At 66.9% G+C, this 17820-nt stretch carries 15 protein-coding genes; 11 read left to right on the top strand and 4 right to left on the bottom strand.

Features of this window, described 5'->3' with window-relative positions; translation table 11 throughout:
• Positions 1-467 precede the first annotated feature (467 nt).
• From AB4Y40_RS16995 to AB4Y40_RS16960, 8 genes are all read left to right on the top strand, one after another.
• Entirely contained in the window at positions 468-836 is a 369-nt protein-coding gene (locus AB4Y40_RS16995; protein ID WP_321925897.1) for a response regulator, read from the top strand.
• On the top strand, positions 829-1452 hold the full coding sequence (locus AB4Y40_RS16990) for a chemotaxis protein CheC (RefSeq protein WP_110383369.1): 624 nt from the start codon (positions 829-831) through the stop codon (positions 1450-1452). The genes AB4Y40_RS16995 and AB4Y40_RS16990 overlap by 8 nt, the downstream gene beginning before the upstream one ends.
• Complete coding sequence (locus AB4Y40_RS16985; RefSeq protein WP_368688688.1) at positions 1449-2393, top strand: diguanylate cyclase; 945 nt, start codon at positions 1449-1451, stop codon at positions 2391-2393. Before AB4Y40_RS16990 ends, AB4Y40_RS16985 begins: the two co-directional genes overlap by 4 nt.
• Before the next feature lie 283 nt (positions 2394-2676).
• Entirely contained in the window at positions 2677-3528 is an 852-nt protein-coding gene (gene hpnD / locus AB4Y40_RS16980; protein WP_368688687.1) for a presqualene diphosphate synthase HpnD, read from the top strand.
• Complete coding sequence (hpnE, locus tag AB4Y40_RS16975) at positions 3528-4796, top strand: hydroxysqualene dehydroxylase HpnE (RefSeq protein ID WP_368688686.1); 1269 nt, start codon at positions 3528-3530, stop codon at positions 4794-4796. Before hpnD ends, hpnE begins: the two co-directional genes overlap by 1 nt.
• A 47-nt stretch (positions 4797-4843) precedes the next feature.
• Positions 4844-6811, top strand: a complete 1968-nt coding sequence (gene shc, locus AB4Y40_RS16970; protein ID WP_368688734.1) for a squalene--hopene cyclase — start codon at positions 4844-4846, stop codon at positions 6809-6811.
• 53 nt (positions 6812-6864) lie between these two features.
• Positions 6865-7530: a phosphorylase gene (locus AB4Y40_RS16965; RefSeq protein WP_368688733.1), complete on the top strand. Its 666-nt coding sequence runs from the start codon at positions 6865-6867 to the stop codon at positions 7528-7530.
• 118 nt (positions 7531-7648) lie between these two features.
• On the top strand, positions 7649-8134 hold the full coding sequence (locus AB4Y40_RS16960) for an acyl-CoA thioesterase (protein WP_368688685.1): 486 nt from the start codon (positions 7649-7651) through the stop codon (positions 8132-8134).
• Positions 8135-8239: 105 nt separating this feature from the next.
• Here AB4Y40_RS16960 and AB4Y40_RS16955 read toward each other — a convergent pair whose 3' ends face one another.
• Together AB4Y40_RS16955 and AB4Y40_RS16950 are read right to left on the bottom strand one after the other, a co-directional pair.
• Positions 8240-9298, bottom strand: coding sequence for a VacJ family lipoprotein (locus tag AB4Y40_RS16955; protein WP_368688684.1), 1059 nt, complete (start codon positions 9296-9298; stop codon positions 8240-8242).
• Positions 9295-11922, bottom strand: a complete 2628-nt coding sequence (locus AB4Y40_RS16950) for an MMPL family transporter (protein WP_368688683.1) — start codon at positions 11920-11922, stop codon at positions 9295-9297. The genes AB4Y40_RS16955 and AB4Y40_RS16950 overlap by 4 nt, the downstream gene beginning before the upstream one ends.
• Before the next feature lie 243 nt (positions 11923-12165).
• Between AB4Y40_RS16950 and AB4Y40_RS16945 the strand changes: the two genes are divergently transcribed.
• A complete protein-coding gene (locus AB4Y40_RS16945; RefSeq protein WP_368688682.1) occupies positions 12166-12774 on the top strand; it encodes a phospholipid-binding protein MlaC in 609 nt (202 codons plus the stop codon).
• A 67-nt stretch (positions 12775-12841) separates the two neighbouring features.
• On the opposite strand, the gene AB4Y40_RS16940 is transcribed toward AB4Y40_RS16945, so the two are convergent.
• Positions 12842-13507 carry a response regulator transcription factor gene (locus AB4Y40_RS16940; protein WP_342919245.1) on the bottom strand — a complete coding sequence of 222 codons (666 nt, stop codon included), beginning with the start codon at positions 13505-13507 and terminating at the stop codon, positions 12842-12844.
• Between the two features lie 2 nt (positions 13508-13509).
• On the bottom strand, positions 13510-15006 hold the full coding sequence (locus AB4Y40_RS16935; RefSeq protein WP_368688681.1) for a cache domain-containing protein: 1497 nt from the start codon (positions 15004-15006) through the stop codon (positions 13510-13512).
• Positions 15007-15346: 340 nt separating this feature from the next.
• Here AB4Y40_RS16935 and AB4Y40_RS16930 point away from each other — a divergent pair, with 340 nt between their 5' ends.
• Both AB4Y40_RS16930 and AB4Y40_RS16925 read left to right on the top strand, forming a co-directional pair.
• On the top strand, positions 15347-17434 hold the full coding sequence (locus tag AB4Y40_RS16930) for a carbon starvation CstA family protein (RefSeq protein WP_368688680.1): 2088 nt from the start codon (positions 15347-15349) through the stop codon (positions 17432-17434).
• A gap of 25 nt (positions 17435-17459) precedes the next feature.
• Positions 17460-17666 (top strand): YbdD/YjiX family protein, encoded by a 207-nt coding sequence (locus AB4Y40_RS16925; RefSeq protein ID WP_028202784.1) that lies wholly within the window; start codon positions 17460-17462, stop codon positions 17664-17666.
• Positions 17667-17820 lie beyond the last annotated feature (154 nt).

The following is a 17820-nucleotide window of genomic DNA, read 5'->3' as shown; positions in this document are numbered from 1 at the left end:
CGAAAATCGGCGAAGCGCAAACGTACCACAAAGGGATAATCGACGTTCTTTATTTAGGGGATGGATCATTTATTTCCATAAACTAGTCGGAATGAGTCGATTTTGTTCGTTGATTGATTAACGGCGAGTTGCATTTGATTCAATTTGATTCGAGAATCCCGGACACGATAAATAACGCATTCGCATGAGCGCCATGCTCGCCATTGCGGCGCATGGCCATGCTACGGGGTGGCTGCAGGCATGCAGACGAGGGCCTTCACGACCGGCGCACGGGTTGCCGGTAGCCATTGGGCAACGGCGCGGCCATGCGCCTTGCGTCGGCGCGCCCGCGCGCGGGTCCGTTTATGCGTTACGAATTATTCGGCCCGGTTTGCAATTTTCTTTGAAGTTTCCCTAAAGTAATTGCCCACGCCGCCGTTAATCCGTCGAAACGCACTCCGTCCAACGCACACTCATTCAGCATATCCATGTCCTTGCCCATCGTGATCGCCGATGACTCGCTGTTAGCCCGCAAGGTGCTCACGAAGGCGCTGCCCGAGGACTGGGACGTGGCGATTTCGTACGCGTCGAACGGACACGAAGCGCTCGCCCATTACCGCGCCGGTCGCGCGGCTGTGATGTTTCTCGACCTCACGATGCCCGACCTGACGGGCTTTCAGGTCCTCGAAGCGTTGCAGCACGAAGACCTGAATACGTTCGTGATCGTCGTTTCCGCGGACGTCCAGCCTCGTGCCCGCGAGCGCGTGCACGCGCTCGGCGCGGCGGCGTTCGTCGCAAAGCCGGTAACCCAGGAGGCGCTGCTGCCCATCCTGAAGGAGTACGGGTTGTATGCCTGATCGAGTGTTCACGGAACTCCAGCGCGACGCGCTGCAGGAGATCGCCAATCTCGGCATGGGGCAGGCTGCGACGCGACTGTCGGGGCTGCTCAACGCCTTCATCGAGCTGTCGGTGCCGCGCGTGCGCGTGGTCGCCGTCTCCGAGGCCGCGGCGGCGCTGCGCGAGATGACCGGTATCGACGGCCCGGTTGCGGCCGTGCGCCAGGGCTTTCGCTCGGAGATCAAGGGCGAGGCGCTGGTGATCTGCCGCAGCGGCGAGATCGCCGAACTTGGCAGCCTGGTCGGCGGACCTTATGCGACGATCGGCGACGATGCCCTCACCGAGGAAGAACTGATGTTCGACGTCGCCAACGCGCTCACGGGCGCGTGCGTGTCGTCGATGCTCGACCAGCTCGGGCGCATGCCGGTGTTTTCGCAGCCGGGCCTGCTCGGCGAGGCGATCATGCTCGACGAGGTGTTCCAGCCGGGCCTGCTCGCCTGGGACGTCGCGCTGCTCGTCGAAGTCAATTTCGCGCTGGAAGACCAGCGCTTTCGCGCCCACCTCGTCATGCTGATGGCCGAGGAGTCGATCCATGTCGTGAGCCGGGCCATCGACGCGTTGTTACATAGCCTATGAACGAGCCAGCCGGGTTGCCAACACTAGCGGACCTCGTGGTCGAACGGGTGGGCTTCGGCATCTTCGTGGTCGATCGCGACATGAACGTGCTGAGCTGGAACCGCTTCATGCAGGATCACAGCGGCGTGACCGCCGAGGAAGTGATCGGCCGCTCGATCTTCGAGCGCTTCCCCGACCTGCCGCGCGCGTGGCTCACGCGCAAGGTGGAGAGCGTGTTCCAGCTGGGCAGCTTCGCGTTCAGCTCGTGGGAGCAGCGCCCGTATCTGTTCCAGTTCGACCATGACCGGCCGATCACGGGCGGTGTGGACTACATGCAGCAGGACTGCACCTTCATGCCGCTCATGCGCGGGCGCGATGTGATCGCCGTGTGCGTGACCATCTCGGACGTCACGCACGTGAGCGTCATGCAGCGCGAGCGCGAGGACGCCGTGGCGAAGCTGCGCGAATACGCCGACCGCGACGGCCTCACCGGCATCGCGAACCGGCGCTTTTTCGAAACGCGCCTCGCCGACGAATTCCTGCGCTGGCAGCGCTACGGCGGCGAGCTGTCGATGCTGCTGTTCGACCTCGATCACTTCAAGCGCATCAACGACGAATTCGGCCACGTGGCCGGCGACACGGTGCTGCGCTCGATGGCGCAGCGTGTCTCGGGCGTGGTGCGCAAGCAGGACGTGTTCGGCCGCTTCGGCGGGGAGGAATTCGCGCTGCTCCTGCCGTGCACGCCGCTGGACGACGCGCTTTACGTCGCGGAGAAAATCCGCCGCACGATCGGCGACGAGCCGATCGAGGTGCAGGGCGTGATCGTGCCCGTGACGGCCAGCGTCGGCGCCGCCACGGCGCGCACGGGTGCGCCCGACTACGAAGGCATGATCAACGAGGCGGACGCCGCCCTCTACACGGCCAAGCGCCAGGGGCGCAACCGCTCGGTCGCGCTCGCCTGATCCCGGCCGGGGCGCCGACGGCCCCCGCCTCAATCCGGCTCTTCGCCCCATGCATGCTCCGGGGCTGCGCGCCCCTCTCTCCGCTGCGGTCCTGATGCGCCGACCGCCCTGCGCGGGTCGCCCAAAGGTTGATATACTTTTGCCCGTTTCCGGCCTTGCGCGCCTCCTGGTGAGCAATTTAAGGGCCGGGTGCCTCGCGCGTGTCCGCGCGCGCGGGCGACCCGCGGCAATGCGGGCCCGAATAGAGTCGAACGCCCGTGAGGGCGCCCCAGCGGAGATCGTCTTGGCTGTTTCCAATCTCGTCGTGGACGATACACAACAAACCGACGCTGCCGCCGCTTCGTCGGGCAGCTCGTTTTATCTGGCGATGCGGATCCTGCCCCCCGCGCAGCGCGACGCCATGTATCAGGTCTACGCCTTCTGCCGCGCTGTCGACGACATCGCGGACAGCGACCTGCCGCGTGCCGAGCGCGCGGCAGGGCTCGACCAATGGCGCGCCGACATCGACGCGTGCTATGCCGGCACGCCGCGCGCCTCGCTTGCGGCGCTCACGCGCCACATCCATACGTTCGGGCTGCAGCGCGAAGATTTCCACGCGATGATCGACGGCATGGCCATGGACGCCGCCGAGGACATCTGCGCCCCCGACGAGGACACGCTCGACCTGTACTGCGACCGCGTGGCGAGCGCCGCAGGCCGGCTGTCGGTGAGGATTTTCGGGATGCGGGAGGAGCCGGGCCGCTTGCTGTCGCACCATCTGGGGCGCGCGCTGCAGCTCACCAACATCCTGCGCGACATCGACGAAGACGCGGACATCAACCGCTGCTATCTGCCGCGCGAACTGCTCGCGCGCGAAGGCATCGCGGCCGGCAATCCGCACACGATCGCCGCCGACCCGTCGCTGCCGCGCGTGTGCGAGACGCTCGTGCAGCGCGCCCGCGCGCACTTCGCGCAGGCCGACGCGATCATGGACGCCGCGCCGCGCGCGCAGGTGAAAGCGCCGCGCATCATGTCGGGTGTCTACCGCGTGCTGCTCGAGCGCACCGTGGATCGCGGCTTCGACCTGCCGCGCACGAAAGTCAGCAAGCCGCGCGCACGGCTCATGTGGATCGTCGCGCGTTACGCGCTGTTCTGATGCCTCGGCTAGTCCACGTCATCGGCGCTGGGCTTGCGGGCCTCGCGACGGCCGTGCGGCTTCAACGGCGCGGCGTGCAGGTGGCGCTCTACGAGGCCGCCAGCCAGGCAGGTGGACGCTGCCGCTCGTACTACGACCGCACGCTGTCGGCGACGCTCGATACGGGCAATCATCTGGTGCTGGCGGGACATGCGCGCACGCTCGAGTACGTGCGCACGATCGGCGCCGGCGACGCGCTCTCCGGCCCCACCGAGCCGGGCTTCGCGTTCATGGATATCGCCGCGCGCTCGCGCTGGACGGTGCGCTTCTCGCGTTCGCGCATGCCGTTCTGGATCGGCGATTCGCGCTCGCGCGTGCCGGGTACGCGCGCCGCCGACTATCTGGGGCTGCTGCCGCTGCTGTTCGCCAAGCCGGGCCGCACGATGGCGCAGACCATGCGCTGCGAAGGCGTGCTGTGGGATCGGCTGCTGCACCCGTTCTTTCTCACGGCGCTCAATGTCGAGCCGCGCGTGGGCAGCGCGGAGCTGGCGGGCGCGATGCTGCGCGAGTCGCTCGCGGCGGGCGGCGAGTCGTTCCGGCCGCTGGCGGCGCGCGGGGGCCTTTCCAGCGCGTTCGTCGATCCGGCCTTGCGCATGCTTCAGCACGGCGGCGCGGCGATTCGCCTCGACTCGCCGCTCAGGGAGATCGTGTACGACGACGCGGCGGGCCGCGTCGCCGCACTCGATTTTTCAGACGGGCGCGTCACGCTCGCGCCCGACGAGGCGGTGGTGCTGGCCGTGCCCGGCGCGGCCGCCGCGGCGCTCGTGCCTGCGCTGCAGGCGCCGCAGCGCCACAATGCGATCGTCACGGTGCACTACGCGGTGCCGGCGCCGCCGGGCCTCGTGACGCCGATGGCGCTCGTCAACGGCACGGCCCACTGGCTGTGCGCGGCCGAAGGTCGCCTCTCGGCGACGATCCACGACGCGCAGGGCGTGCTCGACCTCGATCCCGAGGAGATCGCGCGCCGCGTGTGGGCCGACGTGGCCGAGGCGGCCTCGCTGCCGCTCGAGCCGCTGCCCGCCTGGCGCGTGTGCGCCGACGCGCGCGCGACCTTCGCCGCGGTGCCCGACGAGGAATGGCGCCGCCCCGCGACGCGCACGCGCTGGAACAATCTGATGCTTGCAGGCGACTGGACGGCTACCGGTCTGCCCGCGACGATCGAAGGAGCGATCCGCTCGGGCCGCAAGGCCGCCGAGCTGCTCCTGACCGAAAATTTGGAACGTAGATGAACGATTTATCCCAGGACATGCTCGGCGTCGCCACGCCAGGCGTGGCGATGCCCACCCCCACGTTTGCCGATGAGACGGCCGCACCGCTCGCCACGCTCGACGCCGCCGTCGCGCGCGCGACCGACGCGATCCTCGCCGACCAGCGCGCCGATGGCCATTGGGTCTACGAACTCGAAGCGGACGCCACGATCCCGGCCGAATACGTGCTGCTCGTGCATTACCTGGGCGAAACCGCGAACCTCGAGCTCGAACAGAAGATCGCGCGCTACCTGCGCCGCATCCAGCTGCCGGACGGCGGCTGGCCGCTCTTCACCGACGGCGCGATGGACGTGAGCGCGAGCGTGAAGGCTTACTTCGCACTCAAGATGATCGGCGATGCCGAAGATGCCGAGCACATGGTGCGTGCGCGCGAGGCGATTCTCGCGGCGGGAGGCGCGGAGCAGGTCAACGTGTTCACGCGCATCCTGCTCGCGCTCTTCGGCGTGATCACGTGGTACGCAGTCCCGATGATGCCCGTCGAGATCACGTTGCTGCCGCAGTGGTTCCCGTTCCATCTGTCGAAGGTGTCGTACTGGGCGCGCACGGTGATCGTGCCGCTGCTCGTGCTGGGCGCAAAGCGCCCGGTGGCGCGCAACCCGCGTGGCGTGCGCATCGACGAGCTGTTCCGCGGCGCGCCGGTGAGCGTGGGCCTGAACGCCCGCTCCCCGCATCAGAGCAAGGGCTGGTTCGGTTTCTTCCGCGCCGTGGACGGCGTGCTGCGCGTGACCGATCCGCTCTTTCCGAGCTATCTGCGCCAGCGCGCGATCGACGCCGCGGTGGCGTTCGTGGACGAGCGCCTGAACGGCGAGGACGGTCTCGGTGCGATCTTCCCGGCCATGGCCAACGCCGTGATGATGTACGACGTGCTCGGCTATCCCGCCGATCATCCGCATCGCGCGATCGCGCGCCAGTCGCTCGAAAAGCTGGTGACGGTCCATACGGAGGAAGCGTACGTCCAGCCTTGCCTGTCGCCCGTGTGGGACACGTCGCTGGCGGCGCACGCCCTGCTGGAGACTGGCGACGCGCGCGCCGAGGATGCCGCGCGCCGCGGTCTCGAATGGCTGCGTCCGCTGCAGATTCTCGACGTGCGCGGCGACTGGATCTCGCGCCGCGAGGCGGTACGCCCGGGCGGCTGGGCGTTCCAGTACGCGAACCCGCACTACCCCGACGTCGACGACACGGCCGTGGTCGTGGCCGCGATGGACCGCGTGGACAAGCTCGACAACACGCAGGCCTACGACGCCCCGATCGCCCGCGCGCGCGAATGGGTGGTCGGCATGCAAAGCAGCAACGGCGGCTGGGGCGCGTTCGAGCCGGAGAACACGCAGTACTACCTGAACAACATCCCGTTCTCGGACCACGGCGCACTGCTCGATCCGCCGACCGCCGACGTCTCGGGCCGCTGCCTGTCGATGCTCGCGCAGCTCGGCGAACTGCCGGCCGCGAGCGAGCACGCGCGCCGCGCGTACAACTACCTGCTCGAAGAGCAGGAAGCCGATGGCAGCTGGTACGGCCGCTGGGGCATGAACTACATCTACGGCACGTGGACGGCGCTGTGCGCGCTCAACGCGGCCGGCCTCGATCACGACGACCCGCGCATGAAGCGTGCGGTGCAATGGCTCGTGCAGATCCAGAACGACGACGGCGGCTGGGGCGAAGACGGCACGAGCTACAAGCTCGAATACCGCGGCTACGAGCGCGCCTCGAGCACCGCCTCGCAAACGGCCTGGGCGCTGCTCGGCCTGATGGCCGCGGGCGCGGTCGATCATCCGGCGGTGGCACGCGGCATCGAGTATCTGCAGACAACGCAGCAGGAGCACGGTCTCTGGGACGAGACGCGCTTCACGGCCACGGGTTTCCCGCGCGTGTTCTATCTGCGCTACCACGGCTATCGCAAGTTCTTCCCGCTGTGGGCGCTGGCGCGCTACCGCAACCTCAAGCGCGCGGGCGTGACGCGCGTCACGGTCGGTCTGTGAGCGTGGCGGCTGGTATCAAGGCGCGTGCCCTGCCCGTGATCGCAGTAACGGGTATGGCCTTCGAGGCGAGCATTGCCGCGGGCAAGGGCCAGGACGGCGTGCGCGCCGTCTACGCCGCGCGCGCCGATCTGCTGCAGAGTGCGCTCGCGGCGGCGCTCCAGGACGGCGCGGCGGGCATCGTCAGCTTCGGCACGGCGGGCGGTCTGGCGCCCGATCTCGAGCCGGGCACCCTCGTGATCGCGCAGGCGATCGAAGGACCGTTCGGGCGTGTCGCGACCGATGCCGCCTGGAGCGCACGCATGGCCGACGCGCTGATGGCCTCGCCGCTCGCCGCGAAAACCCGGCGCGGCGTGGAGGCAGCCGTTGCCGCGCCGCTCACCGGTGCGGCGGACAAGGCCGCGCTGTTCAGCGCGTGCGGAGCGCTCGCCGTCGACATGGAATCGCATCTGGCCGCCGCCGCGGCGGCCGCGCATGGCGTGCCGTTCGCGGTGTGCCGCGCGATCGTCGATCCGGCGTGGCGCAGCCTGCCGAAAGCGGCCATGGCCGGTTTGCGCGACGACGGCACGACGGCGGTGCTCCCGGTCCTGCGCGAGCTGGCGCGCGACCCGGCGCAACTGGGCGGCCTGCTGCGCGTGGCGGCGGACGCGAAAGCGGCACGCGAGTCGCTGAGCGCCGCGCGGCAGGTACTGACGGCCACCGGCGCCTTTTTCCCCAAATGACCCTGGCGGGTTATTGAAATACATAGGGTAAACCCCTATCTCTGGTAAGATCTGAGTGTTAACCCTAGGTTCGTACTCGCGAGCTGGGGACGAATCACATTTCGGGGAGTTACCAGCCATGAATTTTCATACTCGCAAGTGGGTCAAGCCTGAAGACCTGAATCCGAACGGCACGCTGTTCGGCGGCAGCCTGCTGCGCTGGATCGACGAAGAAGCGGCGATCTACGCGATCTGCCAGCTCGACAACCAGCGCGTGGTGACCAAGTTCATGTCGGAGATCAACTTCGTGAGCTCGGCGCGCCAGGGCGACATCATCGAACTCGGCATCACGGCCACGGATTTCGGCCGGACGTCGATCACGCTGCGCGCCGAAGTGCGCAACAAGATCACGCGCAAGAGCATCCTGACGATCGAGAAGATGGTGTTCGTGAACCTGGGCGCCGATGGCGTGCCGGCCCCGCACGGCCGCGAACGCATCCGCTATGCCGATGAAGCCTACGAGCGATATCGCCAGACCGTGCAGACGTCGGCGGACGCCACGGCGCTGGCGGCGGCGAACGAAGCCGAGCGCCAGGCCGAGAGCGAGGACGCTTCGGTGCATTGAGCGGCGCGCACGACGCAGTAAAAAACCCGGCAACCTGGAAAGGTTGCCGGGTTTTTTTGCGTTCGTACGCCGCCCGCCCACAAACGGGCGGCCGCTATGTGCCGTTCAGGGCGCCGATGCCGGCTTCGCAGGCACTGCCGTCGCACCCGAAGCCGCGACGGGCGCCGATGCGCTCGCCGGTGCGGAAGCGGCCGCCGCTGCCGCTACACCCGCTGTGCCGGCCGCGGCAGCAGCACCTGGACCCGCACCCGCCGCGGCAGCACCCGTCGCAGCCGCCCCGGCAGCGCCCGCCGCGCTCCCGTCGCCCGGATCCTCATAATTCGGCAGACCATTGTTCGACGCGCCGGGGGCGGCCGCACCACCCGCACCGCCGGCACCGCCAGACTCGCCCGGATCCTCGTAATTGGGTGCCCCGTTCTCGTTCGGTGTGGGCTCGCCGTCCGGCTCGCCATAGTTGGGCAGCGGCGCATTGTTGCCACGCGAGCCGCGGATCAGCGATTCGCGCTGCTGGCGGTAGGCGTCGCGCACGAACGAATACGGGTCGAGCGCGGCCTGCTTGAGCAGGTCGGTTGCGCCGAGCAGGTCCGCACGCGCGCTGATGAACTGCGCGAGATACATCGGGTTGCGCACCGCCGGCTCGAAGTAGTTGATGACGTTGAACTTCACGTCCACGGCCATGCCGATGCCGTCGCGCACCGAACTGGGCCCGAACAGCGGCAGCACGAGATACGGGCCGGCCGGCATGCCGTAATGGCCCATCGTGAGGCCAAAGTCCTGATGATGCTTGGGCAGCCCCGCCAACGTCGCAAAGTCGATCAGGCCGCCCAGACCGAAGGTCGTGTTCATCGCGATGCGCATCAGATCCTGGACGGCGTCGGTGATCTTCAGCTGCAGCACGTTGTTTGCAAAGTTGTCGACGTCTCCGATGTTCGAGAAGAAGTTCGTGATCGCCTGACGCAGCGGCTGCGGCGTCACCTTCTGGTAGCCCTTGGCAACCGGCTGCGCGACGTAGGTATCGAGTTTGTCGTTGAACGTGAAAATTGCGCGATTCGCGGGCTCGAACGGATCGCCCGGTTTGCGGTCGGGGCCCGTGGCGCAGCCTGACGTCACGAGGAGCGCCAGGCTCGCCGCCGCCATGGTGAGCGCGGCTTGATTCTTCTTCATTGGTCGATCCCCTGAGTTTCCGATCTCGCGCGTTTTGCGCGCGGCTTGCCCATCAGCACCGGCTGGAACACCACGGCGCCTATTAGCGTACAGAACAAGGACAGCGCGAGCAGCTTGCCCATGCTCGACGTGCCCGGATGATGCGATAGCCACAGGCTCCCGAACGCCGTGGCCGTGGTCGCGGCGGAAAAAAGCACCGCGTGTGTGAGGCTCGAATGCAGGAGGCCGGTCTGCCCCGCGCGCCAGGCCATCACGAAGTAGATTTTGAACGCGACGCCGACGCCGAGCATCAGGGGAAGCGCGATGATGTTGGCGAAATTTAGCTGAATTCCAAATACGACGCACAGTTCGAGCGTCACGAGCGCCGATACCAGCAGAGGAATGAGCGTGCGCAGCACGTCGCCGAAATTGCGCAGCGTGATCCAGAGCAGCGCGGTGATGAGCAGCACCGACCACCCCGCTGCCTGGAAGAACGCGAGGATGATCACGTTCGCCGAGTGCAGGATCGAGATCGGCCCGCCGATCGCGTTCGGCTCGGCCGCCTTCACCGCGTGTGCAAAGCGGGCGAGCATCACGTCGTCGTTGGGATCGACGCCCGGCGGCACGCGCGGCGCGACGTCCACGATCGCCTGGCCGGTCGGCGCCACCCAGTCGCGCGCCATCTCGGGCGGCAGGTTTTCACGCGTGATTTCCGAGGGCTGCAACAGGCGCGCGAGCTGCGCGAAGGCGAGCTTGAGCGTGAGGCTGAAGGCGGTTTCCGCGCGGTCGCGCGTGGCCGGGCTCGCGTTCGCGAGTTTGTTGAGCGAGTCGGACAGATGCTTCGCCTCCGCCGCGCCCGGCCCCGGATGGTCGCCCGCGGCGAGCGACAGCTGGTTGGCCGCGCGCTTGAGCGTCTGCACGCGCACTTCGTCGGTCACGGGCGAAGACGGCTGCTGCGTGAGCGCGGGCAGGAGCTGCTGCGCGGCGCTCGAGATCAGCATGAGCTTTTGCTGCTGATCGTCGGGAATCAGCGAACTGAGCGTGGTAGCGCGCGCCACTTCCGGCAGCTTCGAGAGCCGCGCGGCGATCTTGTCGGCTTCTTCGAGCGACGGCGCAAGCACGCTCACGTCGTTGATCGAGATGACGGGCGAGTTCTTGAGTGCGAGCAGCGTCGCCATCGACTCAGTATGCGGATCCTTAAGATGCAGCGGATTGAAGTCGAAGCGCAGGTGCAGCAGCAAGGGCGTCGCGCCCACCACGATGATGAGCGTGGTGATCAGCACCGGCTTGCGATGCTCGGCGAGCCATCTGTCGACGGGTGCGAGGAACGCGAAGCCCGGCGAGGCGCGCTCGCCTCCCGGATTGAACACGCGGATGAGCGCCGGCAGCACCGTCATGTTGCAGACGTACGCCACGAACATGCCCACGCCCGCGATCTGCCCGAGTTCCGAGAGGCCCTTGTAGGCGGTCGGCAGGAAGGAAAAGAAACTTTCGGCCACGGCGATCGCGGCCAGCGTGAGCGGCACGCCGATGGTGCGCGCGGTCTTGAGGAGCGCGGCGTCGAGCCGCTCGTCCTGATAGCGCTCCTCGCGATACTTCACGCCGAACTGCACGCCGAAATCGACCCCTAGCCCCACGAACAGCACCATGAAGGCGACCGAGAGCATGTTGAACGAGCCGATCATCATGAGGCCGAGCGCGGCCGTGATGACGAGACCGATCACGAGCGTGATGAGCGTCGCGCCGATCAGCTTGCCCGAGCGCAGCGCGAGCCACAGGATCACGAGCACGACGACGAGCGTGATCACGCCGTTGAGCGCGGCGCCGTCCTGTACCGAGGCGAACTCGTCGTCGGCGAGCGGCTGTTCGCCCGTGAGGCGCACGCGCGCGCCGAATTCGCTGTCGAGATGAAGCGAGTCGGCGGTCGCGCGGATCGCCTCCGACGCGTTCGCGCCCGCCTTGAGCGCGCCGAAGTTGAGCACCGGCTGCACGGTGATGAACGCGAACGCGGGCTTCGTGGCCGCGTCCTTGTCGACGAGCGCGCGCCACGAAAACGCCGCGGGCTTGCCGGCGAGCACCTCGTCGACGACGGTGGCGGCGCTGCCAAGCAGATTCGCCATTTGCGGCAACTTGATCTGGCCGATCGTGAGCGGCAGTTGCAGCGTGGTCGTGAGCGTGCCGGCCAGACCCGCGAGGCTCGGGTCCTTCGCGAGCTGGTTGACGAGCGGGCGCGCCTGCACGAGCTGGCCCGTGGTCGAGAGCACGGTGGCCGTGGACGGGAACAGCAGGCCGTTGTGCTGGAAGAACGGGCCGCCCGCGGGCTGCGAGACGGCGCTGAATTCGCGCGAGTCAGCCTTGAGCGCTTGCGCGAGTTTGTCGGCGGCGGCGTCGGCGAGCTCGGGCGCGTCGGCTTCGACGACCACGAGCAGCGAGCTCGCGCGCTGCGGGAACGCCTTGTCCTTGGCTTCGCTCAGCGCGGCCCATTGGGCCGTGTTCTCGACGAGACCGCTGACGTCGGTATTGATCTTGAAATGCTTCGCTACGTACACGCCGGAGAGGACGGCAAGCACGATCGCGAGTGTGATCACCCACGCCGCGCGGCGCACCGACCAGGCGACGAGGCTAATGATGAATGGCTTCAGCATACAGGCGAGGGGGCCCTGTCAATTAGGTTCTTTGACGCGAAACGCACAAGTATACCGGCCCCGCCCGTCCCGGCGCGGGTCATGCACACCTGGGCTCGAGGCGGCGCCCCGGCAGCGCATCTGCCAAAGCCGTTATACTGGCTCAGCCGGCGGCGCGACGGTTACGTGATTGCACTTGCACTTAACCGCACGCACTGAGTCGCACTGTACCGGCGCCTGAATTTCACTGTTCCAGAAGAGCGTATGAAACGTTACCTGACCGCATTTTTCGTCGCCGCCTGTTTCACGGGCGTTTCGGGCGCCGCGTTCGCGCAAACCACGCCGGACGCCGTCGTCAAGGCCGCCGTGGAAGGCACCGTGAAGGCGATGCAGGCCGACCCGCAGGCACGGGGCGGCGACATGAACAAGATCACCCAGGTGGTCGAGACCCATTTCGTTCCCGCCACCGACTTCAAACGCACCACGCGGATCGCCGTTGGCAAGCCCTGGGCGACGGCCACGCCCGAACAACAGCAGAAGCTGTATGAGCAATTTCAACTCCTGCTCGTGAAGACCTACGCCTCGTCGCTCTCGCAACTGCGCGATACCCAGGTGACCTTCAAGTTCTCGCCTTCGAACACAGGTGCGGGCGCGAAAGACACCGTGGTGCAGTCGCACGTGATCAGCAACGGCGGCGACGACGCCATCGACTACCGTCTCGCGCAAACGCCCAACGGCTGGAAGATTTACGACATCAACATGATGGGTGCCTGGCTGATCCAGGTCTACCAGACGCAATTTGCCGACCAGATCGCCAAGGGCGGCATCGACGGCCTCATCAAGTTCCTCGTCGACCACAACGCGCGCAGCTGATCTTCGATCGGTGGTTGCACACGCACTGTGACGCTGCGGGCGCTCCGGGTAAGCCGGAGCGCCCGTTTCACTTTCTGCGGTGCTCCACCGCGAACTTGATCAACTCCGCCTGGCCTTCGATCTCCAGTTTGCGCTTGAGGTTGAGCCGGTGCGTTTCCACTGTGCGCACCGAAAGCCCCTCGCGCTGCGCGATCTGCTTGCTCGAGAGTCCTTGCGCGAGCGCGTCGAGAATGTCGCGCTCGCGCGGCGTGAGACGCTCGACGGGCGTGCTGCGCGCCGACGCCTGGATCATGCGCGCACTCAAGCCCGCGCTGAAATACGTGCGCCCGGCCAGCACGGCCTCGATCGCGCGGATGATCTCGGTGGCCGGCGAATCCTTGAGCACGTAGCCGCTCGCGCCCGCGCGCACCGCCTCGGTCACGTATTCGACGTTGTCGTGCATCGACAGCATCAAGACGCGGATGGCCGGAAAGCGTTCATGGAAAATACCCGCGAGCGCGATGCCGTTCACGCCGGCCATGCCCACGTCCATCAGCACGAGATCGGGTTCGAGCGACGCGGCGAGCGCGATGGCTTCGTCGGCGTTGCCGGCTTCGCCCGCCACCTCGAAACCCGGCACGGCTTCGAGCCGTGCACGCAGGCCGTCGCGCACGAGCGGATGGTCGTCCACGAGGACGAGGCGCGCGGGTTTGGCGCCCGGGCTGGTCGAATCGTTCACGTTTGCATTCGTCATCGTCATTTCGGTGTTCCTGATACGGCAGCGGCTTTGGGTGCTGCATTCGACGCCGCATGCGACGCAATAGGCACCCACGCGGTGACGAGCGTATGGCCGGGCTGCGAGGTGATGTCGAGGCGGCCGCCCAGCGCCTCCAGGCGTTCGCGCATGTTGCGCAGGCCCAGACCCGCGCGCGGGTCGACCAGCGCGTGCGCCACGTCGAAGCCGCGGCCGTTGTCGGCAATGGCGAGTGTCACGCCGCTCGCGGCGACCTCCAGCGTGAGCGCGGCGCGCGCTGCTTGCGCGTGCCGCACGATGTTGGTGAGCGCTTCCTGAGCAATGCGAAAGAGCACGGTGTTGACGGCGTCCGGCAGCGTGAGGACTGGCGCCTTGCGGCTCGTCGCCGGCTTCGGCGCGGCTTGCGTGAAGGCGATCTCGATGCCCGTTTGCTCGGCCATCTCGCGCGTGAGTTGCTCGAGCGCGGCCGCGAGGCCCAGGTCGTCGAGCATCGAGGGGCGCAGTGCGTGCGAGATGCTGCGCACTTCGCGCAGCGTATCGGAAAGCCGCGAGAGGCCGGTGGCGAGCGACGCTTCGGCGGCAGGCACACGCGTTTCGCCGCGCTCGAAGCGCGCCAGCGCCGACTCCAGCAGCAGCTTCACCGAAACGAGCATCTGGCTGATGCCGTCGTGCAGTTCGCGCGAGAGCCGCGCCCGCTCCTGCTCCTGCGACTCGACCACCTGCTGCGCGAGGCGCTTGAGTTTGGCGTCGGTGCTGCGATGCTCGCTCACGTTGAGCACGAGCGCGCCGAGCGCGATCACGAGCACGCCCGCGAGTGCGATCACGCCGAGCCACTGAATGGTGTGCTCGATATTCGCGGAGGCGCGCTCGTCGATGTGCGCGAGCGTCGAATCGACGTCGTCGAGATAGATGCCGGTGCCGATCATCCAGCCCCAGCGCGGCAGCGGCACGACATAGCCGAGCTTGGGCGCGAGCTTGCCCGTGGACGGCCGGTGCCACATATAGCGCACGTAGCCGCCGCCGCGCTGGGCCGCGGCAATCAGTTGCTGGATCGTGAGCGCACCCTGCGGGTCGCGCAGGTTCCAGAGATCCTGGCCGACGAGCGCGGGCTCGCGCGGATGCATGAGCGAGCGCCCGTGCATGTCGTAGACGAAGAAATAGCCGTCGGGGCCGAAGTCCATCTTCTGCAGCACGGCTAGCGCGGCCAGCTGGCGGTCGGCTTCGCTGTCGGGCGCGGGCAACGCGTCGCTGGCGTTTTCCTCGGGCGCATAGAGCGGCGCGATGGCGCTCGTGGCCAGCTCCACGTAGTGGCGCAGTTCGATTTCCTTGCTCGACATATACGCGCTCTGCATCGTCGCGTGCTGCGTTTGCGCGAGCTGCGTGCCCTGTTGGCGCACGCCGATCCCGATGCCGGCAATGGCCGCGAGGAACGGTACGACCGCGAGCAGGAAGATTTTCGTCTTCAGGCGGCGGTCGGCGAAGAAAAATGGGGCGGGCATGACGGTGTTCGGAAGCTGAGTCTGCAAGCATAACCGGGCGCGCGCGGCGAGGCGGACAAATCCACGCGCCGCGCAAGACGGTGTCCTTGCGCGACACGTTGCGCGGTGGGTCGCGATTGTCGTTGCGTGCGCAACGAATTGTTGCCTCCCCTACGTAGTTCTACGTAGCGCGCTTACGTAGTTGTCCGGTTGTGGCTGACGGTCTGAAAGCGAATACTACCGCCCACGACATGGCGCAATGCGTCATGCATGCGCCGCCATCGCCACGATGCTGTGGACGGCGCGCCAGGGTCCGGTTCCGATGCCGGACACAAAGCTAAAAACACAATGGAGACACCGCATGAGTCGGACATCCAGTTTTGTCGTCTGGACGCTGGTCGCGCTGCTTGGCGCGTTCGCGTTCGGCACTATCGCGCTCGCGCACGGCGAGCGAATCAGCGCACTGTGGATCGTGATCTGCGCCGTGTGCGTCTATCTGATCGCGTATCGCTTCTATAGCCGCTTCATCGCCACGCAGGTGCTGCAGCTCGACGGCCTGCGCATGACGCCGGCCGTGCGCCACAACGACGGGCTCGACTACGTGCCCACCAACAAGTTCGTGCTGTTCGGCCATCACTTCGCGGCGATCGCGGGCGCGGGTCCGCTCGTCGGTCCGGTGCTGGCCGCGCAGATGGGCTACATGCCCGGCATGCTGTGGATTCTCGCGGGCGTGGTGTTCGCGGGCGCCGTGCAGGACTTCGTGGTGCTGTTCCTCTCCACGCGCCGCGACGGCCGCTCGCTGGGCGACCTCGTGAAGATGGAGCTGGGCCCGGTGCCCGGCGTGATCGCGCTGTTCGGCACCTTCCTCATCATGATCATCATCCTCGCGGTGCTCGCGCTGATCGTGGTGAAGGCGCTCACGAACTCGCCGTGGGGCACGTTCACGGTGGCCGCGACGATTCCCATCGCGATCTTCATGGGCCTCTACGTGCGCTACATCCGCCCGGGCAAGATCGGCGAGATTTCGATCATCGGTTTCGTCCTGCTGATGGCTTCCATCGCCTTCGGTCAGCACGTGCATGACTCGCCCACGCTCGCAGCGATGTTCACGTTCACGGGCACGCAGCTCACGTGGATCCTGATCGGCTATGGCTTCGTCGCTTCGGTGCTGCCGGTGTGGCTGCTGCTCGCGCCGCGCGACTACCTCTCGACGTTCCTGAAGATCGGCACGATTCTCGCGCTCGCGATCGGCATTCTGATCGTCGCGCCGGAACTGAAGATGCCGGCCTTCACGAAGTTCATCGACGGCACGGGTCCGGTCTGGTCGGGCAACCTGTTCCCGTTCCTCTTCATCACGATCGCGTGCGGCTCGGTGTCGGGCTTCCATGCGCTGATCTCGTCGGGCACGACGCCCAAGCTGCTCGATAACGAAACCAACGCGCGCTTCATCGGTTACGGCGCGATGCTGATGGAATCGTTCGTCGCGATCATGGCGCTCGTGGCCGCCTCGGTGATCGAGCCGGGCGTGTACTTCGCGATGAACGCACCGCTCGCCGTGCTCGGCACGACGCCGGACGCCGTCGCGGCAACCGTGGGTCACTGGGGCTTCGTGCTCACGCCGGACATGCTCACGCACACCGCGCAGGCCGTGGGCGAAACGACCATCGTCGCGCGCGCCGGGGGCGCCCCGACGCTGGCCGTGGGCATGGCGCAGATCCTGCACCAGGTGGTGGGCGGCGAGGCGATGATGGCGTTCTGGTATCACTTCGCCATCCTCTTCGAGGCGCTCTTCATCCTGACCGCTGTCGACGCGGGCACGCGTGCGGGCCGCTTCATGCTGCAGGACCTGCTCGGCACGTTCCACCCGTCGCTCAAGCGCACGGAGTCGCTGCCGGCCAACCTGATCGCCACGGGCTTGTGCGTGGCCGCGTGGGGCTACTTCCTCTACCAGGGCGTGGTCGATCCGCTGGGCGGCATCAATACGCTGTGGCCGTTGTTCGGCATCTCGAACCAGATGCTCGCCGGTATCGCGCTGATGCTCGCCACCGTCGTACTCTTCAAGATGAAGCGCGAGAAGTTCGCATGGGTCACGGCACTGCCCACGGTGTGGCTCCTCATCTGCACGCTCACGGCGGGCTGGCAGAAGATTTTCGACAGCAACCCGAAGGTGAGCTTCGTCGCGCACGCACAGAAGCTTTCGGCGGCGATCGCGGAAGGCAAGATCGTCGCGCCCGCCAAGTCGCTCGAGCAGATGCAGCGCATGGTCTTCAACGACTACGTCGATGCCGCGCTCTCCGGCCTGTTCATCTTCGTGGTGGTCAGCATCGTCGTGTATGGCCTGATCGCGATTGCGCGTGCGCGCCGCATCGACCGTCCGACCGTGCAGGAAACGCCGTATCAGGCGATGCCGGCTGGCGGCGCGGCAGCTGTGACGAATCGCGTGCATTGATCGACGTTACTGAACGGAGCACATCATGTTCTCGGGACTTCGCGACAACGTACAGACGGCCGGGCGCTATCTCGGCCAGGCCATGCGTTTGATGGTCGGTTTGCCGGACTACGAGGGCTACGTTGCGCATGCGCGCGAAACGCATCCCGACCGCCCGGTCATGACCTACGAGGAGTTTTTCCGCGAGCGGCAAAACGCCCGCTATGGGTCGGGCGCGGGGAAGTGCTGCTGACCCCCGACTGAGCGGATACGTTCAGCAAGAGGCGCGACGGCGAAGGCCGTCGCGCCTTTTTTTACGCCTGTAATCTGCGCGGCTCGGTGTTCGCTCAAAAAGCACTCAATTCCGGCAGGGCGGCTGCCGTTAACTCTGACGAAGTTCCACACCA

Source organism: Paraburkholderia sp. EG287B, from assembly GCF_040965595.1.
Lineage (GTDB): Bacteria > Pseudomonadota > Gammaproteobacteria > Burkholderiales > Burkholderiaceae > Paraburkholderia.
This window is presented reverse-complemented; position numbering and strand designations above follow the sequence as displayed.